Origin of the sequence: Mesorhizobium sp. SARCC-RB16n (assembly GCF_008520305.1) — a bacterium.
Classification (GTDB): domain Bacteria; phylum Pseudomonadota; class Alphaproteobacteria; order Rhizobiales; family Rhizobiaceae; genus Mesorhizobium.
In genome coordinates, this window is the sequence record NZ_ML703274.1 from 47,219 (window position 1) to 72,949 (window position 25,731).

Here is a 25,731-nt window from a genome sequence, read left to right on the forward strand (position 1 = left end):
GAGCGTTCCGCCTTACCGGTACAAATCCGCCCGTGTCGGTGGCAAGCCGCTCGGGCCTCGCGCCCGTTTGGTGGCGACGGTCTGGAATATCTGCGCCGAGGCGCGTTCGAAGGTGATGGAGCAGCCGCTCAGGTAAAGCAGCCACAGCCGCGCCTTGGCTTCGCCGACCTCGGCGATCGCCTCGCCGAACCGCGCCTGCAGACGCTCGGCCCACAGCCTGCAGGTGCAGGCATAGTGCTCGCGCAAATTCTCGACATCGTAGACGAGGAAGCCGTGTGCTTCGAGATTGCCTACTGTCATGCCGATCGTGTCGAGTTCGCCACCCGGGAAGATGTATTTGATCAGCGCCTTGTATTCCGGCCCCTTGCGCAGCGTCTTCTTGATGTCGCCCTTGCTGCGCCTTGTGATGGCGTGATGCAGATAGATGCCGCCTGGTTTCAGCAGCCGGTGGACAGCGGAGAAGTAGGCGGCATGGTTTGCCAGGCCTAGATGCTCGAACATACCGATGGACGATATCTTGTCGAAGGTGCCGGTGAGCTCCGCGTAGGACTTTATCTCGATGGTGATCTTGTCCTCCAGACCCTCGGCGCGAATGCGCTCGCGGGCAAGCGAGGTCTGGGCTTGCGACAGCGAGACGCCGTGCCCGACGACACCGTAGTTTTTCGCGGCATGGATCAGCATCGCGCCCCAGCCGCAGCCGATGTCGAGCAATCTTTCACCGGGTTTCAGCCGAAGCTTGCGGCAGATATGGTCGAGCTTGTCGACCTGCGCCTCGTCGATGCCGTTTGCGAAATCCTGGAAATACCCGCAGCTATAGACCATGCGCTGGTCTAGAAAGAGCCCGTAGAAGGCATTCGAGATATCATAGTGATGCTGGATCGCCTCCTTGCTGGAGCCGCTGACGAACGGGTTGCGACCGGCGAGATCAACCCGCGACGCCATCTGCTTTCTCGAAAACAGCACCGCCGGCAAGTCACGCAGAAGCGCCCGTTTCGGCAATGCCTTCAGCTTCGACCGCAGCTTGCCCGTCGAAGGCAGGGCATAGAAATCGAACAGCGATCCATCCTCGATGTCGACTGCCTTGGAAATCCACATCTCGATTAGGGTCGACAAGGACGGTCGGCGAACAATCCGCCAGACAATGTCGCGGTCGTTGATAACGAGCACGGGCCCCGTGGCGGGGCCGATCCGCTCGCCGGTCCACAGTCTGACCGCGAAGCCGGGCTTCACCGCCTCGACTACCGTTCGAACGATGCGCGCAGCTCTTTCGGTGGCGTCCATGCCCTTCCCCGCGGTCGATGGCCAATCTTGTCCGTTTGAGACCTGGATCGCAAGCCAAAGCATGCGGCGCCATCTTCCGGCAAGGAATGCCTTTTTCAGCATGGTACTTGTCATTTGCTGCAACGCACCCCATCATGGGTGTGTGTTCAACGAACTGAAAGGAGGTGATCCGATGTCGAGTGATTTCGTTTTCCAGAACGTGGCCTCAGCGGATTGCACTTTCGGGAAGCAGTCTTCCCGTTAAGGCGCGAGATGCGCGGCGGGTGACGTGAGCGTCACCGCCATTGAGCCGCGTCATGGACGGAAACACGGAAGGCCGCCGGCTTCGAAAGAAGCGGCGGCCTTTTCCTTTTGGGCCGGGTCCTACTTCGTCAAAGCAAGGGCTTCGATGTTGCGGGCGATTGTCTGAAAGGCCGAATCCAATTCGGCGCCATCGGCGGCCTGGTAGAAATGCTTGACCGAACCGGTATCGGGGCTGGCACAATTCTGGAGCGTCGAAGCGGCATTCGTCTCGTCGAGTTTGAAGCCGATCGTGAAGATCTCTATGCCTTTGTCGCGCATGGCAGCGCAGAGTTTTGTCGCCGCCGTGCGGGTCGTTTCCTTGCCGGCGTCGTTATAGACCCCACCAACGCTGGTCGCGTCGAAATAGGACAGGTTGAATTCGCCGTCCGTCATGAGGATCGCGTACTTGCCAACTTTCTTGGGATCGAGCTTGGCTGGCCGCTGAGAGGCATTGAGCACACTGCCCCAGCTTTCCGACAGCATATACCAGGTCCATTGGACGCCGATGTGGCCGGCGGTGCCTCCCGAGGCGACAAGATTCTTGATGACATTCTTGAGCGTGGCGACGTCAGCCGTCAAAGGGACGAGCGCGGCGGCCGGACAAGCTGCGGTGTTTGTGTTTGCAGCGAAGCTCGACAACAGATAGTCGCGGTTGACCATGCTGGAGACAGGACCTGCGTCCGAATATTGATCGGCCCCTTTGCGTTCGGTGGCGCAATTGTCCGGGCGTGGGGACGCCGAAGCAGACTGAGCGCTCGCATTGCCGGGCGCCTGTTTGCGCTGGCTGGCATTGGCTTCCACATAGACGCTGCTGGCCGCAAGTTGGCCGGTATTGACCGAATTGGCGTAGGGCACGATGGAGAGGCGAACGCGCGGCTTGTTCGGGTCCTGACTGCCTAGAAAGCTGTCCACCGCATTGGCGGCGGCGGTTTTCAGGTCCTTGATTTTCTGACCGGCCATCGATCCGGTTACATCGAGCATCATCGCCACTTCGATGGTCCTGTCCGAATAAAGCGATGTCGTCGAAGCAGTGACCCGCCTCGCATCGTCCGTGCCGAAAATCGGGAAGAACAGGGCAACATCGACATGGGCGTCCACTTGGACCGTTTTTGCGGTCTTGTCGACGATCAGCTTGTCGAGCACGATCTGGCCGGCGTGCAGAATGCCCGCCGTGCTGTTGGCGTCGAGAAAGGCCTGCACGGATTTGTTGGCGTCGGCTTCCTTGATGGCGCCGGTGGTCAGGTCACGTGCTGTCGATGTCACGGCCGCATCGACCACGCCCTGCAGGCTCGATTTGGCATTGTAGAGCTGAGTGACATTGACCGAAAAGCCCGCGACCAGCGCCAAGACCGAGGCAGCAAAGCCGAACAGGACTGCGAAATTTCCACCACGATCTCTGGCGAACTCGCCGACCGCGTGAACAAGACCCCCGTAATTCCGCATCCAACAGCCTCCGCTTGCCTCGGCCTCGTCGCCGCGGACAGGGCAATGCAGGATTCCAGCCGGATGACGCCGCCTCACGCCGGGACACCCTCGGCAAGACATCAACCTGTTGTTTTTGCTTACTTTCGACCTTCGTAAAGGTGAACGACTGGTAAACGAAAAAACACGGTTGTCGCCGCGTTTACCAAGCGCTTACCATGCTGGAGGCGAGGCCATCGCCGAAGCGTGGCGACGTCCTGTTGCGGCACAGCCTTTCTGTGCCGAAGCGGACCAACTGTCCCAGGATTGAAGGCCCCGCGAACTGGTCAGCGGCAAAATGTGTTTGGATGTAGGGCCTGTTAGGAAGATCAGGCCGGCCTCACCTGAATATCATAGCTAGGCCAGCATCTGTGCGCTGACCGTCCTGTTGATGCCGCGATGGGGCGGGTTGAACAGCCTGCCTTCCTGCTCATAGGTCCACACCTTGAAAAGGCTGAGCCGGTGCGGGCCGAAGCTGTGCAGCAAGGGAACGTCGGTGGCATCGCGGCCGCGCGCGATGACGACACGACCGATCCTGGGCCGGTTGTGGCGCGGGTCGAACGTATACCACTTGCCGTCGAGGAACGCTTCCATCCAGGCCGAGAAATCCATCGGCGCCGGATCGGCCGGCACACCGATGTCGCCGAGATAGCCGTTCACGTAACGTGCCGGAATGTTCATGCAGCGGCAGAGCGTGATCGCCAGGTGGGCGAAGTCGCGGCACACCCCGACGCGTTCCTCGTGCGCCTGCGCGGCGGTGCGGGTCGAACGCGCATAGCCGTAGCCGAAGGACAGGCGGTTGTGGACATAGTCGACGATTGCCTGTACCCGCGCCCAGCCGGACGGAAGATGGCCGAACAGCTGCCAGGCGAGATCGCTCAGGTGATCTGTCTCGCAATATCGGCTGCCCAGGAGGTAGCAGAGCACCTCGTCGGGCAACTCGGCGACCGGCATTTCGCTGGCCAGCGTATTGACCTCGTCCATCTCGCCGCTGTCCTCGATCACCGCGTCGTAGAGGATGCGAAAGCCGCCGGCGGGCGCGGTAAAACGACGACAGGCATTGCCATGCAGGTCGTGATAGAGCGTGGTCGGCACCGATGGCGAGGTGAGCATACGTGTCTGCCGTTTGATGTCGGCCTGCCTGTCCTTGTGAATCTCGAGCAGAGAAATCACCGGAGTTGCCTCGGCACATTCAATGGCGATCTCGTAGCCGAGGCGTATCAGCATGGGCGTGGTCCCCTGGTTCGCATGATGGGAATGGTACGGTTTCAAACGTTGCAAGGTGACGGTGGTTCCCTCGATCGCGCCCCAAATGCGCTCTCGCGCCTTTCCATGTCGGCGCCTTGGCGTTACGGTTGCGTCCTCCCTCGACACCCTCCCCCAGACTTCAAGGAACATCATGTTTGCTGGCAGAAAATTCGCCGCCTTCCTTTTTGACATGGACGGCACGCTCATCAATTCCATCGCCTCCGCGGAGCGGGTCTGGGGCGATTGGGCGCGGCGCCACGGCCTCGACGTCGCGGCCTTCCTGCCGACGATCCACGGCGTGCGGGCGATCGAGACCATCACCGCGCTGGCGCTCACGGGCGTCGACCCGAGACACGAAGCGGATCTGCTGCTGAAGGCAGAGGCTGACGATCTCGAGGGCATCGTCCAGATCGCCGGCGCCGTGGCGTTTCTCAACGCGCTGCCGCCGGAACGCTGGGCGATCGTAACCTCGGCGCCACGCTCCTTGGCGCTTGCACGCATGAAGGTCGCCGGCATTCCTGTCCCTGCGGTCCTCGTCGCGGCAGAGGACGTTTCCCGCGGCAAGCCGGCGCCCGATTGCTTCCAGCTAGGCGCAAGACGGCTTGGCTTCGACGCACGCGATTGTCTGGTGTTCGAGGATGCCCCGGCCGGCATCGCGGCGGCGGAGGCGGCTGGCGCTTCGGTCATGGTGATCAACGCCACGCACCAGCATCCCTTGGCAACGCAGCATGCCACAATCGCCGGTTATGATGCGATCGACATCACCGTCGACGAACGCGGCTGGATTGCGCTCGAGCCGCAGCGCAACGCTGCTTAGGGAACAGTCCCTAGAAGTCGCTGGTCAGGCCCTTGACCTCCCAGTCGCCATAGCGGCCGGGCTCCTTGCCGCCACGGCCGCCGATCTCCCGGGGCAGCGCCGCTTCCTTCTCGCGGTAGTCCTGCCGCCTTGCCTCGGCTTCCTGCAGCGCGCGGTGGGCGGCGGGCGTCAGTTCTTTTGGCGGCGTGCCGTCATCGGGACCGGCCGGCGTTTTACTGGTTTCGTCGTTCATGCGTATCTCGAGCGGATTGAAACAGGAACAGGCATTTCCCATCATATAGCGATGACGTCGCGAGGATCGACCCTTTTTTACCATCCGGACAGGAGCAGACGATGAACACCATTCGCACCGCCATGCTTCTCGCCACCATGACGGCGCTGTTCATGGGCGTCGGTTTCCTGATCGGCGGCTCGGGCGGCATGATGATCGCGCTGGTGGTCGCCGCCGGCACCAATTTGTTCAGCTACTGGAACGCCGACAAGATGGTGCTGTCGATGAACCGCGCCGTCGAGGTCGACGAGAAGAATGCGCCGGAATATTACGCCATCGTCCAGGCACTGGCCAAGCAGGCCGGGCTGCCGATGCCGAAAACCTATCTGATCGACAATCCGCAGCCGAATGCCTTTGCCACCGGCCGCAATCCGCAGAACGCGGCGGTCGCCGCCTCCACCGGCCTGTTGCAGCGACTGACCCATGAAGAGGTCGCCGCCGTGATGGCGCATGAGCTCGCCCACGTCCAGCACCGCGACACGCTGACCATGACCATCGTCGCCACCTTTGCCGGCGCCATCTCGATGCTCGGCAATTTCGCGTTTTTCCTCGGCGGCAATCGCGACAACAACCCGTTCGGCTTTGTCGGCGTGCTGGCGGCGATGATCGTGGCGCCCTTCGCGGCCATGATCGTGCAGATGGCGGTCAGCCGCACCCGCGAATATGAGGCCGACCGGCGCGGCGCCGAAATCTGTGGACACCCGCTATGGCTGGCCTCCGCGCTTGACAAGATCGCCCGCGGGGCCGAACGCATTCCCAACCCCGATGCCGAGCGCAACCCGGCGATGGCACATCTCTTCATCATCAACCCCCTGCATGGCGAGCGCATGGACAGTCTGTTCTCCACCCATCCGAGCACCGACAACCGCATCGCCGCCCTGCAGGCGATGGCGCGCGAAATGGCCGATGGCGCTCCGCGAACCGCGCAGCGCCAGGCACCGACGCCAGCGCAGGCGAACGAGCCGCAATCGGCCGGACCGTGGGGCAAGCCGGCTGAACCGGAACAGGCGGCCGAACCGGCCAGCCCGAAGCCCAATCCGTGGGGTCGCAACCCGACCGGGCCCAAGGGCCGGTGGTCGTGAGCGTGGCGGGCAGAGCACCTCGACGTACGGTTTCAGGCGATCAGGACCACGATCCCGGCGGCGAATTCGTTGCCGGCCTCGCGGCGCGCAAGGCGGCGGCGCGCTTGCTGGCTGCCGTCATCGACGCCCGCACGCCTCTTGATGGCCTGACCGACCACGAGAACGGCCATCCGCAATACAGGGCGCTCGATTTGCGCGACCGTGGCCTGGTTCGCGCCATACTGGTCACCGCGCTGCGCTACCGCATGACCATATCGGGACTGCTGGCGCGGCGCCTGGAAAAGCCGCTGCCGCCCAACGCGACCGTCTTGTCGCACATACTGCATGTGGCGGCAGCGCAGATCCTGTTCCTCGACATTCCCGACAGCGCCGCCGTCGACCTCGCCGTGACGCACGCCAAGTCCGATCCCCGCACGCAGCGTTTTTCCGGCCTGGTCAACGGCGTGCTGCGCACGCTGGCGCGAGCCAAGGAAGCCGAACTTCCGGCCGCGCTTGCCGCCACCGACGAAGCGCCGAAATGGTTTTCCGACCGGCTGAAGACCGCCTACGGCTCCGAGAAGGCCCGGCAGATCCTGGCCGCCCATCGCCACGAGGCGCCGGTCGATTTCTCGGTCAAGGCCGATGCTGAACTCTGGGCCGAAAAGCTCGGCGGCATTGTCCTGCCCACGGGAACGGTTCGGGTGGAGGAGCTTGCCGGCGCCGTCACCGAATTGCCTGGCTTCGCGGAGGGCGCATGGTGGGTCCAGGATGCGGCCGCCAGCCTTCCCGCCCGGCTGTTCGGCGATGTCAGCGGATTGCGCGTCGCCGATCTCTGCGCCGCGCCCGGCGGCAAGACCGCGCAGCTCATTGTCGCTGGCGCCAAGGTTACAGCGGTAGACACCTCGAAGAACCGCCTAGTGCGGCTGGCGCAGAATCTCGACCGCCTTGGCCTCTCCGCCGAAATCGTGCAGGCCGACTTGCTCAAATTCGAGCCCAGCGAATTGTTCGACGCCGTGCTGCTCGATGCGCCGTGCTCCTCGACCGGTACGGTGCGCCGGCATCCGGACGTGCCGTGGACCAAGACGGCAGCGGACGTCGAAAAACTTGCCGACCTGCAACGCAGGCTGCTTACCCGCGCCGTTACGCTGGTCAGGCCCGGCGGCCGGATCGTCTTTTCCAATTGTTCGCTCGATCCGATCGAGGGCGAAGAACTGCATCGTTCCTTTCTCGAGAACACGGCTGCGGTCATTGACGATCCGCTGCGGCAGGGCGAGATCGCCGGCATCGATTCGTTCCTGACGCCGCAAGGCACGCTGCGCACCACACCCGCCGATCTTGACCTCGGCGCCCCGGAGCGCTCCGGTCTGGACGGCTTCTTCGCCGCGCGGATGCGTCGAACCTCGGCCTAACCACCCGGATTTGCAGATTTTTTGGGAAGGACCCTGTCCGAAAGCAGGGGACCCTGCTCCGTCCTATGGAATCCGCCTTCGCATAAGTTCTTGAATCATATAAGCTTGTGCTTGGGGTAGAGGACGATCAGGAGGGGTTTTGGCACTGGCTGCCAGCAACACGACGCGTCTGTGGACGCTGGTCGCGAAGGAGTTCTGGCGCAAGACGCGCCGGCGCCTGCGTGCCGGCCCGATCTATCGTTGGCGCTATTCCGGACGCACGCCCGAACGTGTCCTGATCGCGCCGCCGGACCTGCGCCTCGCCGATCCGCAGATCGCACTCGAGATCTATTACGGCCGCTATCCCCTGTCGGGGCACCTGGTCGAGACCGGCGGCAAGTCGCCCTTCCAGATCAATGTCCCCAATCACGGGTGGCAGAAGACGCTGCATGGCTTTCGCTGGCTGCGCCATATGCGTGCCGCCGGCACGGAGCTTGCCGCCGCAAACGCCCGCGCGCTCGTCTCCGACTGGATCGCCATGCATGGCAACCATATTTCGGGCATTGCCTGGGAGCCAGGTACGACGGCCAAACGCATCATCGCCTGGCTGCAGCATTCTTCCGTCGTGCTGCAGGGTGCCGAGTTCCCCTTCTATCGCGCCTTCCTGAAATCGCTGGCCATGCAGATCCGCTATCTCAGGTCGATGGCGCGCGAAATGCCCGACGGCAAGGACCGGCTGCGCGCCCGCATCGCGCTGGCCTTCGCCGCACTGTCCCTGCCGGCGCCGGCCTCGGCGTTGCGCGGCGCCACGCGCAACCTCGCAGACGAACTCAATCGCCAGATTCTTGCCGACGGCGGTCATGTCTCGCGCAATCCAATGACGGTGCTGGAAATCCTCGCCGACCTCCTGCCGCTGCGCCAGACCTATGCCAACCAGGCCGAAGCGCCGCCGCAGGCGCTGATCGGCGCCATCGACCGCATGCTGCCGGCGTTGCGCTTCTTCCGGCATCAGGATGGCAGCCTCGCCCGCTTCAACGGCATGGGCGCCACCATCCACGACCGCATAGCCACCATCCTGCGCCATGACGACACCGCGGGCTCGCCGCTGCTGCATGCGCCGCATTCGGGCTATGAGCGGCTGGCGATGGGCGGCACCACCGTCATCGCCGATACCGGCCTGCCGCCGCCGGTCGACGTGTCCAATGCAGCGCATGCCGGCTGCCTCGCCTTCGAACTGTCGTCGGGCCGCCAGCACTACATCGTCAATGCCGGCATCGACACCTACGGCGCCGCCGAGTTCCGGCCGCTGGCCCGCGCCACCGCCGCGCATTCGACGGCCACCATCAACGACACGTCTTCGGCGCGTTTCACCCACTCGCTGCGGGTCAACGACCAGTTGGGTTCGCCGTTGATCGGTGGGCCGCAGCAAGTGCAGTGCAAACGCATCGACCAGAAAGGCGTCCACGGCTTCATCGCCCGTCATGACGGCTATCTGCAGCGTTTCGGCTTCCTGCACGAGCGTGAGCTGAAGCTCTCCGCGGACGGCAATGTGCTGGCGGGCCGGGACCGGTTCCTGCGGCCCGGCAATGCCGCGATCCGCAACAACGGCCGCGATTTCATCACCGTGCGCTTTCACGTCCATCCGGACATCAATCTGCTGCAGGACGAACAGGAGCGTCTGGTCCTGACCGCCGATCAGGCCGACACCTGGGTGTTCACCTCAGGCGAAGTCATGCCCGAGGTGGAGGAATCGATCTATTTCGCCGGTCTGGGCGGTCCGCGCCGCAGCCGCCAGATCGTCCTCGCCTTCAAGGCGTCCGAAATTGCCGAAGTCCACTGGCAGCTGACGCGGACAACGATCGCCGGTTATCCCGAAAACAACTGACCCTGTCTTCCAGCGCCGACCTTGCGGTTTGATTTCCTGATGTCATGTGCTACGGCGCGGGCCTGCTCCTCCAGACTTGAAAGGCCGCCAGCCCATGGTCGTTCCTGCCAAGAACATTCTCGCCCCCGACCTCGTTCCGGTCCGCCGCGCGCTGCTGTCCGTTTTCGACAAGACCGGACTGATCGACTTTGCCAGGGCATTGGCCGCGGCCGGCGTCGAGCTGGTCTCCACCGGCGGCACGGCAAAAGCAATCGCCAAAGCCGGCATGGCGGTGCGCGATGTCTCCGAACTCACCGGCTTTCCCGAGATCATGGATGGCCGCGTCAAGACGCTGCACCCGTCCGTGCATGGCGCGCTGCTTGGCGTGCGCGACGACCCCGAGCATGCATTGGCGATGCGCAAATACGGCATCGAGCCTATCGATCTGGTGGTCTCCAACCTCTATCCGTTCGAGGAAGTCCGCCGCTCCGGCGCCGACTACGCGTCGGTCGTCGAGAACATCGACATTGGCGGCCCGGCGATGATCCGCGCCTCGGCCAAGAACCATGCCTATGTGGCCATCGTCACCGATCCCGGCGACTACGCCGCGGTGCTCAACGCGCTGGAGATGAACATCGGCTCGCTGTCGCTGGATTTCCGCAAGAAGCTGGCGGCCAAGGCCTTCGCCCGTACCGCCACCTACGACGCGGCGATCTCGGGCTGGTTCGCCGAGGCGCTGGAGATCGAGCACCCGACCTGGCGCGCCTTCGGCGGCAGGCTTGCCGAGGTGATGCGCTACGGCGAAAACCCGCATCAGGGCGCCGGCTTCTACGTCAATGGCGACAAGCGGCCCGGCGTCGCCACGGCGCGGCAGCTGCAAGGCAAGCAGCTATCCTACAACAACATCAACGACACCGATGCCGCCTTCGAACTGGCCGGCGAGTTCGATCCGAACCGCTCTGCCGCAGTCGCTATCATCAAGCATGCCAATCCGTGCGGCGTCGCCGAAGGCACGTCGCTGAAGGCGGCCTACGCCAAGGCGCTCGCCTGCGACCCGGTCTCGGCCTTCGGCGGCATTGTCGCCATGAACCGCACCCTCGACGCCGAGGCGGCCGAGGAAATCGTGAAAACCTTCACCGAGGTGATCATCGCGCCGGACGTCACCGACGAGGCCGCGGCAATCATAGCCGCCAAGAAGAATTTGCGCCTGCTGGTCACCAGCGGCCTGCCCGATCCGCGCGCGGCCGGTACCGCGGTCAAGTCCGTCGCCGGAGGCCTTCTCGTCCAGGGCCGCGACAATGCCGTGGTCGACGACCTCGAACTGAAGGTGGTGACGAAGCGCGCCCCGACGCCGGCCGAAATGGCCGACCTCAAATTTGCCTTCCGCGTCGCCAAGCACGTCAAGTCGAACGCCATCGTCTATGCCAAGGACGGCGCCACGGTCGGCATCGGCGCCGGCCAGATGAGCCGGGTCGATTCCTCACGCATCGCAGCGCGCAAGGCGCTCGACGCCGCGGAGGCGGCTGGACTGGCCGAGCCGCTGACCAAAGGCTCGGTTGTCGCTTCCGACGCGTTCTTCCCCTTCGCCGACGGCCTGCTGTCGGCCATCGAAGCCGGTGCCACCGCCGTGATCCAGCCGGGCGGCTCGATGCGCGACGACGACGTCATCGCCGCCGCAGATGAACATGGCATCGCCATGGTGTTCACAGGCGTGCGGCATTTCCGGCATTGAGCGCCACTTCCTTCTCCTCTTGTAGAAGAAGGAAGCGGCGCTGCTACTCCACCGGCCGGTCCGCCGGATAGGGCGTCCTCACCAAAATCGCCATGCCGATGGCCAGGAACAAAATAATCGCCGCCATGCCGAGCCGGGCCGAGCCGCTGGTGGCGGTAATCGTCGCCACCATGAACGGCGCCAGGAAACTGGTTGCCCGCCCTGCCAGCGCATAGATGCCGAAATAGCGGCCGGATTCGGCTGCGGTCACGCTGCGCGCCATGTAGGAGCGCGACGAGGCCTGCACCGGCCCGAAAGCCAGACCGATCAGCAGGCCATACATGATGTAGGCCTTCTCAGCCGCCGTGCCGAACAGGCCGCCGGAATCGGTGGTGGAAAGCTGGATCAGGCCGAGCAGCGTGAAGCCGGGCCCAGTCGAGATGACGCCGATGGTGGCGATCGACAGCATGACCAGCGAAATCATCACCACCGCCTTGGAGCCGAGCGCGGTGTCGAGCCGCGCCGCGATCCAGCAGCCGAAAATGGCGACGATGTTGAGGATAATGCCGAACATGCCGATCTCGGTGATCGACCAGTGGAACATGCCGGCCGCGAACGTGCCGCCCAGCGCCAGCAGCGCATTGACGCCATCCTGGTAGATCATGCGGGCGACGAGGAAGCGGAAGATGCCGCCGCGCTTGCGCACCTCGGCCAGCGTCGATTTCAGTTCCGAAAGGCCTTCGCGCACCGCCGGCCCGATCGGGATGCCCTTGATGGCGTCGGGCGTGAAGAAGAACATCGGCAGGATGAAGAGGAAATACCAGCCGGCCGACAGCGGTCCGGTGGCGCGGGCATCCTCGCCCAGCTGCGGATCAAGGCCGAACAACGGGGTGATGCCGATGATCGTCTTGCCGGTCTCCGGCGAGCCGGCCAGGCAGGTGACGACGAAGATCAGCGCGATCATGCCGCCGAGATAGCCGAGCCCCCATGCCATGTTTGAGATGCGGCCGATCTCGCTCTTCGGCACCAGCCGCGGCATCATGGAGTCGTTGAACACCGTCGAGAACTCCGCCGCTACCGACGCCATGGAAAACAGCGCGACGATCAGGAACAGATTCGAGCCCGGTGCGGCGAACCACAGCAGGGTCAGACTGGTGATCTTGATCGCCGCGAAGAAGGCGATCCAGGGTTTGCGCGGTCCGGTCTGATCGGCAATCGAGCCAAGAATTGGCGACAGCACGGCGATGACCAGCCCGGCAGCGGCGATGCCATAGCCCCAGACGGCCTGGCCGGTGGTCGGATCGCCCGCCATGCGCGAAACGAAATAGGGTCCGAAGATGAAGGTGGTGACGACCGTGAAGAACGGCTGCGCCGCCCAGTCGAAGAACATCCACCCCCAGATGCCGCGCCCGGACGCCCGCTGCATTGTCTCTACCGCCATGATGATTCCCTTGGCATCCGCTCCGCCCGTTCGGGCGCCATGTCTGCATGTTTCCGATGCTCATGCAAATGACAAGCGCCGCGCCGCGCCTCATTGTCCTATCGGACATTTCTCCCTGTATAGTGACGGGAGAAAGACGCGTCGCGGAGGATTTCGCGAATGTCGACGTAACAGAATTGGCGCCTGCCTTGCGCTCAGTTCCTTTCTCCCCGTCACTATACGGGGAGAAGGTGGCGGCAGGCGGATGAGGGGCAGCGCCAAACCTTGGAGATGACCCGCTTCACATCCCCGTCAGATCGCTCATCAGCCCTGATGCCACCGACAGCCGCGACACGGTGATGTCGCCGCCTTCGGTCAGCGCCTGCAGCCGATCGCGGATGCGCGCCACCCGCTCGCCGCCGGCTTCCAACCAGGCCGCCACCGGATCGGCCGCCTTGGCATGGCCGGTGAGCGCAGCGACCGCGATGCCGCGCCGCGCAGCGCCGATCGTGTCGGTGGCGCGGGACAGAGCGAGCTGATCATAGTAGTCGGAAGGCGTGATCGAACGCGCGGCATCCTCGACGCGCGGAATGCGGAAGGCGTCGCTGACCGCGAAGAACGCCTTGGCGGTCGCAACGATATCGGCGCCCGCCGTGCGCGCCGTCAGCGCGATGTCGGGGATGAGCTCCGCCACCTCGCTCATCGCCAGCTGCTCGGCCAGCTTTTCGGGGGCGCCCGCCTTGAACAGACCGTGCCGCTTCTCCTCGATCCGCTCGCGCGAAAAGGCCGGTAGCAGCGATACCAGCTTGGGCTCCAGCGCCTTGCGCGCATCCTGCAGTTCGGCGATGCGATGGCCGAGCGGTGCCGTGCCGGCATCGTTCTTCAGATACCAGCCGCTGCTCATATAGATGAGCCGGCTCACCATCTGATAGAGATCGAGTTGCACCTGGCCGTCGATCTGGTTGTCGAGCGCGTCGATCTCGCGATAGAGCGCCGGCAGCGCAAAGCCGTCGCGCACCACGGCGAAGGTGCGCACCACGTCGGCGGCGGTGCGCCCCGTTGCTTCCTGCAGCCGGTTGACGAAGGACGGGCCGCCGCGATTGACCAGATCGTTGGCGACGACACGAGCAATGATCTCGCGGCGCAGCCTATGACTGTGGATCTCCGAAGCGTATTTCTTCGCCATCCGGTCCGGGAAATAACCCATCAGGTCGCGGTCGAAATGCGCATCGTCCGGCACGTCGCTGGCGACGATGTCGGAAAACAGCACGATCTTGGCATAGGCGAGCAGCACCCCGAGTTCGGCCCGGGTCAGCGGCTCGCCGCGCGCCTCGCGTTCGGCAAGGGCTGCCGGCGACGGCAGTGTCTCGACCATGCGATCGAGCAGGCCACGCGCCTCCAGCGCCGTCATGAAGCGGCTTTGATGCGCGATGTCGGCGAGGCCGCGCTTGCGGGCGATCGAAAGCGCCAGCGTCTGCTGGTAGTTGTTGGACAGCACCAGGCTGCCGACCTCGTCGGTCATCTCGGCCAGCAGCTTGTTGCGCGCCGGACGCGTCAACGATCCCTTGCGCATCGCGGATGCCAGCGCGATCTTGATGTTGACCTCCACGTCGGAGCAGTTGACGCCGCCCGAATTGTCGATGGCGTCGGAATTGCAGCGGCCGCCATTCATGCCGAACTCGATGCGCGCCCGCTGCGTGACGCCGAGATTGGCACCCTCGCCGATCACCTTGGCGCGCACGTCGAGCGCTGTGATGCGGATGGCATCGTTGGCGCGGTCGCCGACCTCGGCATTGGTTTCGGTCGATGCCCTGAGATAGGTCCCGATGCCGCCGAACCACAGGAGATCGACCGGCGCCTTGAGGATGGCGGTCATGATCTCGACCGGCGTGGCGGTCGTCTTGGCAAGGCCGATCGCGGCCGCAGCGGCCGCCGTTAAGGTGATCGACTTCTGGCTGCGCGAGACGATGACGCCGCCTTCCGACAGCTTGCTCTTGTCATAGTCCTGCCAGCTTGACCGCGGCAACGCGAACATGCGTTCGCGCTCGGCCATGGAGGCCGCCATGTCAGGATCCGGGTCGATGAAGATATCGCGATGGTCGAAGGCCGCGATCAACCGCGTTTTCGGCGATAACAGCATGCCGTTGCCGAACACGTCGCCCGACATGTCGCCGACGCCGACGACGGAGAAAGGCGAGGTCTGGATATCGCGGTTCATCTCACGGAAATGCCGCTTGACCGCTTCCCAGGCGCCCTTGGCGGTGATGCCCATCTTCTTATGGTCATAGCCGGCCGAACCGCCGCTGGCGAAGGCATCGTCGAGCCAGAAGCCGTGCTTCTCCGAGATCGCGTTGGCAGTATCGGAGAAAGTCGCCGTGCCCTTATCGGCGGCGACGACGAAATAGGGATCGTCCTGGTCGCGGCGCACGACACCCGCCGGCGGGATGACGCCGTCCAGCCCGATATTGTCCGTGATCGACAGCAGGCTGGAGACGAAGTTCTTGTAGGCAGACGTGCCGGCCTCGAAGATGGCGTCGCGTCCGGCGCTCATCGGCAGCTTCTTGGGATAGAAGCCGCCCTTGGCGCCGACCGGCACGATGACGGCGTTCTTGACCTGCTGCGCCTTGACCAGGCCGAGCACTTCGGTTCGGTAATCCTGGGCGCGGTCCGACCAGCGCAGGCCGCCACGCGCGACCGGGCCGAAGCGCAGATGAAGGCCTTCGACCTCCGAACCGTAGACGAAGATTTCCCGCCATGGCCGTGGCGCCGGCAGCCCTTCGACTGCCTGCGATTCGAGCTTGATCGCCAGCGACTGGCCTTTCTCTTTCGTATCGGAAACGAAATGATTGGTGCGCAGCGAGGCTTCGATCAGATTGAGGTAGCGGCGGATGATGGTGTCGTCGTCGATGTTGGGCACATCTTCCAGCGCATCCTTGATCTTGGCCTTGAGGTGCTTGGCCGCCACCACGCCTTCGGTTTCGGCCGTCGGGCCGAGCCGGGCGATGAACAGGTCATGCAGGCCGCGCGCGATCTCGGGATAGCGGTTGAGCGCCGCGGCGATGAAATCCTGGCTTTGCGGAATGCCGACCTGCTGCAGATAGCGGCCATAGGCGCGCAGGATGGTGATCTCGCCCGACCACAGGCCGGCCGTCTGGGCGAGGCCGTTATAACCGTCATTGTCGACGTCGCCGCGCCACACCGACAGGAACGCGTCCTCGAACAGCGCCCCGCCATCGGCGTGGTCGATCGGCTTGCCGTAGCTGTTCTCCAGTTCCATGTCGTGGATGAAGGCCAGGCCCGACTGGTCGTCGCCGACCTCGAAGGTGCGCTCGCTGATGACGCGGAAGCCGATGTTCTCCAGCACCGGAACGCGCCGCGACAACGCCACCGGGCTGCCGTGGTGATAGATCTTCAGCGCCGCCTGCTGCGGCTTCTGCTCGGCATGGCGGTAGTAGTCGATGGCGATCGGATTGCCGGCGCTGATCTTGGCGATGCGTCCGGCATCGGCCAGCGCCACCGCCGCGCTGAACGTGTCCCGGTAGCTCTCCGGCAGCCGCGCGGCGATCGCTTTCAACGCCGGGTCGCTGCCGCTGGCTTCGGCCGCATCGGCAAGCGCATCTTCCCAGGTGCGCACGATATCGCGGATCGCCGCCTCGATCGTCGCCTGCTCGACCTTCGGCGTCTTGCCGCCGGAGCGGCCGATGATGAAATGCACGCGCGCCAGCCCGCCTTCGGGGAAGGCCGGGTAGTAGGCCGACAGCCGGCCCTCGAACACGGTTTTCAGATAGGTGCCGATCTTCTCTCGCACGACGCTGTCGTAGCGGTCGCGCGGCACGAAGACGAGGATCGAGACGAAGCGGTCGAACTGGTCGGCGCGCACCAGCGCCCGCACGCGTGGCCGCTCGATCAGGCCGAGAATGGCCGCGGCATGTTTGCGCAGGATCGGTACCGGCACCTGGAACAATTCGTCGCGCGGATAGCTTTCCAGCACATTGATTAGCGCCTTGCCGGAATGATCGTGCCGGTCGAAGCCAGACTTGGCGATGATGGTTTCGGCCTTGGACCTGAGATAGGGGATCTTCATCACCGAGCTCGTGTAGGCGGTCGAAGTGAAAAGGCCGACGATGCGCAGTTCGCCCGCCAACGTGCCCTTGTTGGTGTAGGTCTTGACGCCGATATAGTCGAGATAGATGCGCCGGTGCACCAGCGACTTGGCATTGGCCTTGGTGACGATCAGCGGCTCCGGTCCGTGCAGGAAGGCGCGGATTTCAGGCGTTGTCGTCACCGCCTCGGTGCCGCGCCTGAGCACCAGCACATCGGGGTCGGATAGGATGCCGAGGCCCGGCTTCTCGGCCCGCTCCAGATTGCCGCTTTCCTCGCCGCCGGTGTACTTGAATTCACGCATGCCGAGGAAGGTGAAATTGTCGTCACGCAGCCACTCCAGGAAGGCGATGGCCTCGGCGACGCTCTTCTTGTCGAGCGGAACCGCCGAATAGCGGAATTCGGAGATGGCCTGGTCGAGCCGGGCCAGCATCGGCCGCCAGTCGTTGACCGCCGCATGGACCTGGCCAAGCATCTTGCGCAGCCGCTCGGCCAAGGCATTTGCCTGTTCTGGCGTCAGCCGCGGGATATGGACATGGATCACGCTCAGCCGGTCGTGGCTGCCGTCGTCCTTGGCGAAATTGCCGTCGCCGAGGATCTCTTCAACCCCGCCTTTGCCATGGCGCACGGTGATGACAGGATGGGTGACCAGCATCGGCTCGCCTGATGTCTCGGTGACTTCGCCGAGGATGGAATCGAACAGGAACGGCATGTTGTCGTTGACGACCGTGATGACGGTCACCGGGCGGCCTTCGCGAACCACGCCCGAATCGGCTTCGACGGAGACGACGCACTCACCCTTTTTGTGGCCGGCGACCGCGTGGCCGGCAAGATCGGCGGCGCGTTCGAGGTCGGCCACGTCATAGGCGGCGATATCCTCCGCCGGCGCGCGGGCGAGCAGGTAGTCGGCAAGTCTGGCCGGTCTGTCCTCCGCCTTCGCCGCTGTTGCCTTCTTCTTCGACTTAGCTGCGGATTTCACGCTGGCCATGACGCTTCTTCCCTCCCGTCGTATGCTTTTGCGACTATGGTAGCAGATGACCGCCGTTTGGCGACAAAGGTTTGACGGCTTGCCAAGAATTATCGGAATTCGGGGCAAGGCATCGCCTGACGAGGAGAAATGATCGATGACCGGCAAAATCACCGCGCTTGACCTGGCCTCCGGAGAGCTGAGCGAGCCGACAAAAGCCTATTTCGCCAAATGCGAGGAAAAGCTCGGCCTCGTCCCCAACGTGCTCAGGGCCTATGCCTTCGACGACAAGAAGCTGCGCGCCTTCACCGACATGTACAATGATTTGATGCTGGGCGAGTCCGGCCTCTCGAAGCTGGAACGCGAGATGATCGCGGTCGCCGTCTCCTCGATCAACCACTGCTACTACTGCCTGACCGCGCATGGTGCCGCGGTGCGCCAGCTCTCGGGCGATCCCGTGCTTGGCGAGATGATGGTGATGAATTTCCGCGCTGCCGATCTTTCCCCGAAGCAAACGGCAATGCTCGAATTTGCCGTCAAGCTGACCGAAGAGCCGGCAAGGATCGTCGAGGCAGACCGCGCCGCATTGCGCCAGGCCGGCTTCAACGACCGCGACATCTGGGACATCGCCTCGACCGCTGCCTTCTTCAATATGTCGAACCGTGTCGCGGCCGCGATCGACATGCGGCCGAACGACGAATACCACGCCATGGCACGGTGAGGCTCGGCAGGAGGCCAGCCCTACATTAGATATCGCTCATTCTCGTTGCTTGTTTGCCGGTTTGGTCCGATGATCAGCATGCGGCATGACCGCATGCCGGTTCGATGCCGCTCATCAAGGGAGGAGAACATGGCGAAGTTTCTCTACGTCTATCACGGCTCCGGCAAGATGCCGACGAGCGACGCCGAGCGAAAGGCGATGACCGACGCCTGGACAGACTGGTTTGGAAAGCTCGGTTCGGCTGTTGTCGACCCGGGCAATCCGGTCGGCATGTCGAAGACCGTAATGCCCAGTGGCAAGATAGAGAACAACGGCGGCAGCAACCCAACCGGCGGCTACTCGATCATCGAAGCCAGGGATATCGACGATGCAGCCGAGAAGGCCAAGGGCTGCCCGATGCTGGCCATGCCAAACTGCAACGTCGAGATCGCACCCATCATCAATATGATGGGCTGACGGGTCGCCTCAAGACCGCGCCGCGATGGCTGCCGCGGCACCGGCCATCGTCGTGGCACTAACCCGGTTGGCTATCTTCATGGCGCGCTTGCTCCTGAGGAGCTTGCGCGCCTGCGAGGCGGCGAGCACCCAGGTGAGATCGATGGCGATCAGCACCACCGCCATGGTCGCCGTCAGTTCGACCCAGCCGACGAAACTGACCGAAGCGAGGTCGATGATGGTCGGCAACAGTGCTAGGTAGAACATCATGATTTTGGGATTGCCGAGCGTGACGGCCATGCCGGCGAAGAACAGCTTGCCGGCCGAATCTTCCCGCGGCATCTCACCCTCCCTGGCGTCGACAGGCGCCGTCCACATTTTCCAGGCGAGATAGGCGAGATAGGCGACGCCAACCCATTTCACGATGACGAAAGCGAGATGGAAGGTATGCGCCACCATGGCTAGCCCAAACACCGCCAGCGAAAGCCAGATGCCTTCGCCGATCCACATGGCAAGCAGGAACGGAAACACATCGCGAAATCCCTTCGAGATGACGCGCGCGACGAGCGCCGCAACCGACGGGCCGGGCGAACCGGCGGCCACGAACAAGGCAGCGGCGAAGATCAGGAGCGAGGTGAGATGCATGGCGGATCCTGTCTGACAATCTTTGAAGCCTGACACTAGCGCAAGCGGTCGAGCTTCGGTGGCGCCGGCGAAAAGACGCTTGCCGGTCCGGCGCCGCGCCGCTAGAAGGGCCGCCGCGAAACAATTTCGAGCTTCACTTTGCCTCAGTAACCGCCGGTCTCGTCAACTCCCCCGACACACCTGCATGGCGCCGCATCAGCAGTGCCTGTCTCCTTTTTCATGTGTTCCTCTGGGCGGCGGTTCGAGACCGGTTTGGCACTGCTGAACCGTGGTCGCGCGCTTTCCGCCAGCGACACCTGACTTCACAATCTCCGCAGCCACCCGCCACGCCGCGCCCGCACGGGCATCTCGACATCGCCGACCGGATGAGCTTCCCGACGGGAAGGACTTACCGGCATGTCTTCGGCCCTGCGCATCCACTGGACGATCGCGCCTGAAATCGCATCACGCCCCCTGATCAACTGCAATCGCTGCGGCTTCGTGAAAGCCTATCGCTGCAGCGGCAAATTCCGCGTCAACGCCAACGGCAAACGCATCGACGTGTGGCTGATCTATCGTTGCGTCGACTGCGACAATTCCTGGAATTTCGGCATTTTCGAGCGCTGCAACCGCAGGGAGATCGAGCCGGCGCTGCTTGGGGCCCTCGAGAGCAACGATCCGGCACTCGCGCGGCGCCACGCCTTCGATGTCGTTGCGCTGCGCAGCCGGGTTGGTCGTGTCGAGGAGTTCTCCGATGTCGTCGTGCAAAAGCAGGTGGTCAGAGACGGAACGGAAGGCGCGACGGCGCTGGAACTCAGGCTTGGGCTCGAAATGCCGACATCGCTCAGGCTCGACCGCTTGCTCGCCAACGAACTCCGCATCTCGCGATCGCGGCTTCAGGCGCTGGAGGAGCGGCGACTGCTGGTCATCGACCCGGACGGGGCAAGAGGCCTGCGCAAGCCTGCCCGGGACGGGACGACCATCCGCATTGATCTGGCCGGTGAGGCCGACAGGCATGCCGTCATCTCGGCTGCCGGCGGGTGAACGAAAGAGGGCGGAGCACAGGTGCTCCGCCCTCTCAACTCTTGGAAGAGAAAACCTTACGCCGCGCCGACCGCCTTGGACGACTTTTCGAAACGCTTGCGCTCGTTGGGGTCGAGATAGAGCTTGCGCAGGCGAATGGTCTTCGGCGTTACCTCGACCAGCTCGTCGTCCTGGATCCAGGCCAGCGCGCGCTCCAGCGTCATGCGGATCGGCGGAGTGAGCTTGACCGCCTCATCCTTGCCGGCGGCACGGATGTTGGTCAGCTTCTTGCCCTTCAGCACGTTCACTTCGAGGTCGTTGTCCCGGCTGTGGATGCCGATGATCATGCCCTGATAGACCTTGACGCCCGGATCGATGACCATCGGGCCGCGGTCTTCCAGGTTCCACATGGCGTAGGCGACCGACTCGCCCTGCTCGTTGGAGATCAGCACGCCGTTGGTGCGGCCGGGCAATTCGCCCTTGTAGGGCTCATAGGCATGGAACAGCCGGTTCATCACGGCGGTGCCGCGCGTGTCGGTCAACAGTTCCGACTGGTAGCCGATCAGGCCGCGCGTCGGCGCATGGAAGACGATGCGCTGGCGATTGCCGCCAGACGGGCGCAGCTCGACCATCTCGGCCTTGCGCTCCGACATCTTCTGCACGACGACGCCGGCATGCTCCTCGTCGACGTCGATGACGACTTCCTCGACCGGCTCCAGCAATTCGCCGTTCTCGCCCTTCTGCATGACGACGCGCGGACGCGAGACGGCAATTTCGAACCCTTCGCGGCGCATGGTCTCGATCAGCACGGCGAGCTGCAATTCGCCACGCCCGGAGACGAAGAACGAATCCTTGTCGGGCGATTCCTCGATCTTGAGCGCGACATTGCCTTCGGCTTCCCGAAGCAACCGGTCGCGGATGACGCGGCTGGTCACCTTGTCGCCTTCGGTGCCGGCAAGGGGGCTGTCGTTGACGAGGAAGGACATGGTCACGGTCGGCGGGTCGATCGGCTGCGCATGCAGCGGCTCGGTCACCGCAAGGTCGCAGAACGTGTCGGCGACGGTGCCCTTGGACAGGCCGGCAATGGCGACGATGTCACCCGCCTGCGCCTCTTCGATCGGCTGGCGCTCGAGGCCACGGAAAGCGAGGATCTTGGAGATGCGGCCGGTTTCGATCTGGGTGCCGTCATTGTGCAACACCTTGACCGCTTGGTTGGACTTCAGCGTGCCGCTCTCGATGCGGCCGGTGATGATGCGGCCGAGGAACGGGTTGGCTTCCAGGATGGTGCCGATCATGCGGAACGGGCCGGGGTGGACGGTCGGCGCCGGCACATGCTTGATGACGAGGTCGAACAGCGGTGCAAGCTGCTGGTCCTTGGGGCCCTCCGGATTTTCCGACACCCAGCCGTCGCGACCCGAACCATAGAGGATCGGGAAGTCGAGCTGCTCGTCGGTGGCGTCGAGCGCGGCGAACAGGTCGAACACCTCGTTGACCACCTCGACATGGCGCGCGTCGGGACGGTCGATCTTGTTGATGACGACGATCGGCTTCAGGCCGACCTTGAGCGCCTTGCCGACGACGAACTTGGTCTGCGGCATCGGGCCTTCGGCGGCGTCGACCAGCACGATGGCCGAATCCACCATCGACAGGATGCGCTCGACCTCACCACCGAAATCGGCGTGGCCGGGGGTGTCGACGATGTTGATGCGGGTGTCCTTCCAGTCGACCGAGGTCGCCTTGGCCAGGATCGTGATGCCGCGTTCCTTTTCGAGATCGTTGGAATCCATGGCGCGCTCGGCGACGCGCTGGTTGTCACGGAAGGAGCCGGATTGCTTCAAAAGCTGGTCGACCAGGGTGGTCTTTCCATGGTCGACGTGCGCGATGATCGCGATATTACGGAGGTTCATGATTCTGGTCTCGGAAGCGTTGCAGGCAGCAGGCCAAAGGCGCTGCCTCTTTCGGTTGCGCGGCTCATACAGGGTTTTTCGCAGTTGCGAAAGGGGACGCGCGACACCAAATACTCATCAAATCTTAAGCATCTGCGTGTGAAATGATTTTGTTAACCAAGGCGGGAACCTTTGAGGGTCCGGGTAGTTCGAACGTCATGACCGACAAACTCAACCGATTTTGGCCGTTTATTGCGTCCGCCGCCTTTGCGATGCTGCTGGCGGCCAACGCAGCGCAATCGGCCGCGACGCTGAAGGAAGCGCGACCCGTCCTGCCCGACAATGCGCCTTCCGCGCAGCAGGCCTTTGCCGACGCGCCCGACGGCGTGGATCCGGTGGTGACCGGACCGGTCAGCGCCGCCTTCAAGCAAAGGCAAGCCAGCGCCAACTGCGACACGGCGGTTTGGCCCCACATTCCAATGGTCTGCTATCCCGACTGACAGTTCGCGCCGTCCGCGAAGCTGCCGATCTCCCCACTCGCGGGAGATCGCCGCCCTATGCTGGTTGCGGTTCGGGATCGAAGGCCGGACGGCTGGTGTTGATCAGGAGCGAAATACAGGCGGCGGCGATTGCCGTCATGCCGGCAATCAGGAACGCTAGTTCATAATTGCCCTGCAATTCGCGCATGGTGCCGCCGAAGGCTGCGGCGGTGGCAGCGCCCACCTGGTGGCCGGCGACGATCCAGCCGAACACAATCGGCCCGCTGCGGTCGCCAAAGGCTTCGTTGGCGAGCCGCAGCGTCGGCGGCACGGTGGCGATCCAGTCGAGGCCGTAGAGCACGGCGAAGATGATCAGGCTGGTCGCCGAGAACCCGGAATAGGGCAGGTAGATCAGCGACAGGCCGCGTACCGCGTAATAGACGCCGAGCAGCTTGCGCGGGTCGAAACGGTCGGTGAGCCATCCCGACAGCGTCGTGCCGATCAGGTCGAAAATGCCCATCATCGACAACAGGCCGGCCGCCTGCACCTCGCCGATGCCCATGTCGCCGCAGAACGCGATCAAATGCGTGCCGACCAGCCCGTTGGTGGTGAAGCCGCAGACGAAGAAGGTGGCGAACAGGTACCAGAACACTCGCGTGCCGGCGGCGCGGCGCAGCGTGTTGAGCGTATGCGCCAGGAAATTGCCTTGCGAGGCCGGCGACACCGGCGGGACGTCATCCGCCTCGGCGCCATAGCGCACCATGCCGATCGAGGCCGGACGCTCCGGCACCAGCAGCCAGACCAGAGGGATCAACGCCGCGGTGGCGATCGCGACGGCGATGACAACAGGCTGCCAGCCGCCAGCCTGGGCAAGCGAGGCGATCAGCGGCAGAAACACCAGCATACCGGTGGCGCTGGAGGCCGACATCAGCCCCATGACAAGGCCGCGATTGGTCTTGAACCAGCGATTGACGATCGTGGCGCCGAGCACACTGGCGACGGCGCCGGATCCGATGCCGGAAAAAACGCCCCAGGTGATGAACAGATGCCAAGGCTTGGTCATCAGCAGGCTGAGCGCGGTCGAGCCGGACATGATCACCAGCGATGCAAGCAGCGTGCGGCGCAGCCCGATGCGCTCCATCAGCGCTGCTGCAAACGGACCGGTCAGCCCATAGAGCAGGATGCCGACGCCGGCGGCCAGCGAGATGGTGTCGCGCCGCCAGCCGAAACTGTTTTCCAGCGGCAGCATCATGACGGAAGGCGCGGAGCGCAGGCCGGCCGCGATCAGCAGGCAGAGGAAGATGACGCCAACCACGACGAAAGCGTAGCGCTGGCCAAATGGACGGGATTGAGCTATCATGTTACTGACCGGTACGTTGCAAGGTGGGAGCATGTATACGTACCGATCGGTAACATTGTCAATCGAGTCCCATGATGCCAACCGACAAAAATATTGAACTGATTATCAACGATGGCCATGCATCGGCACCGCCCAAGGCCGCCAAGAAGATCCTCGACGCAGCCTACGACCTGTTCTACCGGCGAGGTATCAGGGCGATCGGCGTCGACGAGATCGTCAAGCGCGCCGGCGTCACCAAGCCGAGCCTCTATCGCAGCTTTCCCTCCAAGGACGAACTGGCCGCCTCCTACCTCAGGCAATACGATCTTGAATACTGGGAGCGTTTCGATGAGGCCATTGCCGCCAATCCCGGCGACCCGCGCGCGCAGGTCAAGGCTTTCCTGACCCGCATCGGCAAGCGAACGCAAGTGGCGGACTATCGCGGCTGCGGCATGACAAATGCGGCGGTCGAATATCCCGACCACAGCCATCCGGCCCGCGTCGTCAGCGAGGCCAACAAGCAGGAATTACGCCGCCGCCTGCGCGCCATGGCGGTTGCGATGGGCGCACAAGACGCCGACACGCTGGGCGACGGGCTGCTGCTGCTCATCGAAGGCGCCTATATCAGCGGCCAGCTTTTCGGCCTCGGCGGACCCGCGCAGTCGGTCGCCCGCAACGCCGACCTGCTGATCGAAGCGAGCTTGAAGAAATAGCGATTGGCGATACGCTGGGACGACCTCCAACGGAGATCTCCGCGGTGCGCAGCCTGTTGATCCCGCTCACCTTCGCCGGCCTTTGCCAGGCGGCACAAGCCGGCGAAATATCCAGCGCCTACACCGACCTCGACTGGAAGAAGGATTGCGTGACCTACGCGCACGCCGAGCAGGGAGACGGCGATTGGGCCGACCTCGCCTGCTCCGGCTATCGCGGCTATCCCGTGCTGGTCGGATATGACGACGCCCGCGAATCGCTGTTCTACGGTTTTCCGCCCGGCGGCGACATGACGTCCGCCTGGGAAAGTTTCTCGGGCTTCAATTCGTCCGCGGCCAAGGTCGAATGGCGCATCGAAACCACCGGCGACAAGGCCGTGCCCTTCGCGGTCATCCACCGCCGCACGATCAGCAACGCCGAGGATGAGAACAAGTCGGCCGAGGTGCTGCTCGTCGCCAAGGTCGCCCAGATGGACGCCCGCGACGGCTGCACCGTCGGCCTGGTGCTGGCCACAGGTAATCCCCAAGCCAACGAGCAGGCCCGCAAGATCGCCGATGAGAAGGCGAAAGGCTTCGCCTGCGGCAAGGACAAGCGCGTAACGATCGGCAACGTGCCGGCTTTCGGCCGGGTCGATAACTGAC

General features: G+C 63.9%; 20 protein-coding genes. 11 read left to right on the forward strand and 9 right to left on the reverse strand.

The window, feature by feature from the left end; translation table 11 throughout:
- Nucleotides 1–12: 12 nt before the first annotated feature.
- The 3 genes from C7I87_RS21340 to C7I87_RS21350 form a co-directional block, all read right to left on the reverse strand.
- The gene (locus tag C7I87_RS21340) at nt 13–1,281 is read right to left on the reverse strand and encodes an SAM-dependent methyltransferase (RefSeq protein WP_149906067.1); all 1,269 of its coding nucleotides are present in this window, start codon (nt 1,279–1,281) and stop codon (nt 13–15) included.
- 363 nt (nt 1,282–1,644) lie between these two features.
- The gene (locus C7I87_RS21345; RefSeq protein ID WP_149906068.1) at nt 1,645–3,006 is read right to left on the reverse strand and encodes a pilus assembly protein; all 1,362 of its coding nucleotides are present in this window, start codon (nt 3,004–3,006) and stop codon (nt 1,645–1,647) included.
- Between the two features lie 375 nt (nt 3,007–3,381).
- The gene (locus C7I87_RS21350) at nt 3,382–4,251 is read right to left on the reverse strand and encodes a transglutaminase-like domain-containing protein (RefSeq protein ID WP_149906069.1); all 870 of its coding nucleotides are present in this window, start codon (nt 4,249–4,251) and stop codon (nt 3,382–3,384) included.
- Nucleotides 4,252–4,423: 172 nt separating this feature from the next.
- On the opposite strand from C7I87_RS21350, the gene C7I87_RS21355 reads away from it, so the two are divergent.
- On the forward strand, nt 4,424–5,089 hold the full coding sequence (locus C7I87_RS21355) for an HAD-IA family hydrolase (RefSeq protein ID WP_149906070.1): 666 nt from the start codon (nt 4,424–4,426) through the stop codon (nt 5,087–5,089).
- A 10-nt stretch (nt 5,090–5,099) separates the two neighbouring features.
- Here the strand turns inward: C7I87_RS21355 and C7I87_RS21360 are convergent, their stop codons facing one another.
- The gene (locus C7I87_RS21360; protein WP_149906071.1) at nt 5,100–5,321 is read right to left on the reverse strand and encodes a DUF1674 domain-containing protein; all 222 of its coding nucleotides are present in this window, start codon (nt 5,319–5,321) and stop codon (nt 5,100–5,102) included.
- 101 nt (nt 5,322–5,422) lie between these two features.
- Here C7I87_RS21360 and htpX point away from each other — a divergent pair, with 101 nt between their 5' ends.
- The 4 genes from htpX to purH all read left to right on the forward strand — a co-directional run bounded on the left by htpX (nt 5,423) and on the right by purH (nt 11,405).
- A complete protein-coding gene (gene htpX, locus C7I87_RS21365; protein WP_149906072.1) occupies nt 5,423–6,442 on the forward strand; it encodes a zinc metalloprotease HtpX in 1,020 nt (339 codons plus the stop codon).
- Nucleotides 6,439–7,830 carry an RsmB/NOP family class I SAM-dependent RNA methyltransferase gene (locus C7I87_RS21370; RefSeq protein WP_188393925.1) on the forward strand — a complete coding sequence of 464 codons (1,392 nt, stop codon included), beginning with the start codon at nt 6,439–6,441 and terminating at the stop codon, nt 7,828–7,830. Before htpX ends, C7I87_RS21370 begins: the two co-directional genes overlap by 4 nt.
- A gap of 139 nt (nt 7,831–7,969) precedes the next feature.
- Entirely contained in the window at nt 7,970–9,694 is a 1,725-nt protein-coding gene (locus tag C7I87_RS21375; RefSeq protein ID WP_149906074.1) for a heparinase II/III family protein, read from the forward strand.
- Nucleotides 9,695–9,788: 94 nt separating this feature from the next.
- A complete protein-coding gene (gene purH, locus C7I87_RS21380; RefSeq protein WP_149906075.1) occupies nt 9,789–11,405 on the forward strand; it encodes a bifunctional phosphoribosylaminoimidazolecarboxamide formyltransferase/IMP cyclohydrolase in 1,617 nt (538 codons plus the stop codon).
- 43 nt (nt 11,406–11,448) lie between these two features.
- Here the strand turns inward: purH and C7I87_RS21385 are convergent, their stop codons facing one another.
- Together C7I87_RS21385 and C7I87_RS21395 are read right to left on the reverse strand one after the other, a co-directional pair.
- Nucleotides 11,449–12,825 carry an MFS transporter gene (locus C7I87_RS21385; protein ID WP_149906076.1) on the reverse strand — a complete coding sequence of 459 codons (1,377 nt, stop codon included), beginning with the start codon at nt 12,823–12,825 and terminating at the stop codon, nt 11,449–11,451.
- 280 nt (nt 12,826–13,105) lie between these two features.
- The gene (locus C7I87_RS21395; protein WP_149906077.1) at nt 13,106–17,893 is read right to left on the reverse strand and encodes an NAD-glutamate dehydrogenase; all 4,788 of its coding nucleotides are present in this window, start codon (nt 17,891–17,893) and stop codon (nt 13,106–13,108) included.
- A gap of 136 nt (nt 17,894–18,029) precedes the next feature.
- Here C7I87_RS21395 and C7I87_RS21400 point away from each other — a divergent pair, with 136 nt between their 5' ends.
- Together C7I87_RS21400 and C7I87_RS21405 are read left to right on the forward strand one after the other, a co-directional pair.
- The gene (locus C7I87_RS21400) at nt 18,030–18,593 is read left to right on the forward strand and encodes a peroxidase-related enzyme (protein WP_149906078.1); all 564 of its coding nucleotides are present in this window, start codon (nt 18,030–18,032) and stop codon (nt 18,591–18,593) included.
- 129 nt (nt 18,594–18,722) lie between these two features.
- Entirely contained in the window at nt 18,723–19,049 is a 327-nt protein-coding gene (locus tag C7I87_RS21405; protein ID WP_149906079.1) for a YciI family protein, read from the forward strand.
- A 9-nt stretch (nt 19,050–19,058) separates the two neighbouring features.
- Here C7I87_RS21405 and C7I87_RS21410 read toward each other — a convergent pair whose 3' ends face one another.
- Nucleotides 19,059–19,673 carry a LysE family translocator gene (locus tag C7I87_RS21410; RefSeq protein WP_149906080.1) on the reverse strand — a complete coding sequence of 205 codons (615 nt, stop codon included), beginning with the start codon at nt 19,671–19,673 and terminating at the stop codon, nt 19,059–19,061.
- A 396-nt stretch (nt 19,674–20,069) separates the two neighbouring features.
- Here C7I87_RS21410 and C7I87_RS21415 point away from each other — a divergent pair, with 396 nt between their 5' ends.
- Nucleotides 20,070–20,696 carry a DUF1062 domain-containing protein gene (locus tag C7I87_RS21415; RefSeq protein WP_149906081.1) on the forward strand — a complete coding sequence of 209 codons (627 nt, stop codon included), beginning with the start codon at nt 20,070–20,072 and terminating at the stop codon, nt 20,694–20,696.
- A 56-nt stretch (nt 20,697–20,752) separates the two neighbouring features.
- On the opposite strand, the gene typA is transcribed toward C7I87_RS21415, so the two are convergent.
- Nucleotides 20,753–22,582: a translational GTPase TypA gene (gene typA / locus C7I87_RS21420; RefSeq protein WP_149906082.1), complete on the reverse strand. Its 1,830-nt coding sequence runs from the start codon at nt 22,580–22,582 to the stop codon at nt 20,753–20,755.
- A gap of 197 nt (nt 22,583–22,779) precedes the next feature.
- Between typA and C7I87_RS21425 the strand changes: the two genes are divergently transcribed.
- Entirely contained in the window at nt 22,780–23,061 is a 282-nt protein-coding gene (locus C7I87_RS21425; protein ID WP_246696338.1) for a hypothetical protein, read from the forward strand.
- Nucleotides 23,062–23,116: 55 nt separating this feature from the next.
- Here the strand turns inward: C7I87_RS21425 and C7I87_RS21430 are convergent, their stop codons facing one another.
- On the reverse strand, nt 23,117–24,400 hold the full coding sequence (locus C7I87_RS21430; RefSeq protein ID WP_188393926.1) for an MFS transporter: 1,284 nt from the start codon (nt 24,398–24,400) through the stop codon (nt 23,117–23,119).
- 74 nt (nt 24,401–24,474) lie between these two features.
- On the opposite strand from C7I87_RS21430, the gene C7I87_RS21435 reads away from it, so the two are divergent.
- Together C7I87_RS21435 and C7I87_RS21440 are read left to right on the forward strand one after the other, a co-directional pair.
- The gene (locus tag C7I87_RS21435) at nt 24,475–25,092 is read left to right on the forward strand and encodes a TetR/AcrR family transcriptional regulator (RefSeq protein ID WP_149906085.1); all 618 of its coding nucleotides are present in this window, start codon (nt 24,475–24,477) and stop codon (nt 25,090–25,092) included.
- Nucleotides 25,093–25,136: 44 nt separating this feature from the next.
- The gene (locus C7I87_RS21440) at nt 25,137–25,730 is read left to right on the forward strand and encodes a hypothetical protein (protein ID WP_149906086.1); all 594 of its coding nucleotides are present in this window, start codon (nt 25,137–25,139) and stop codon (nt 25,728–25,730) included.
- Nucleotide 25,731 lies beyond the last annotated feature (1 nt).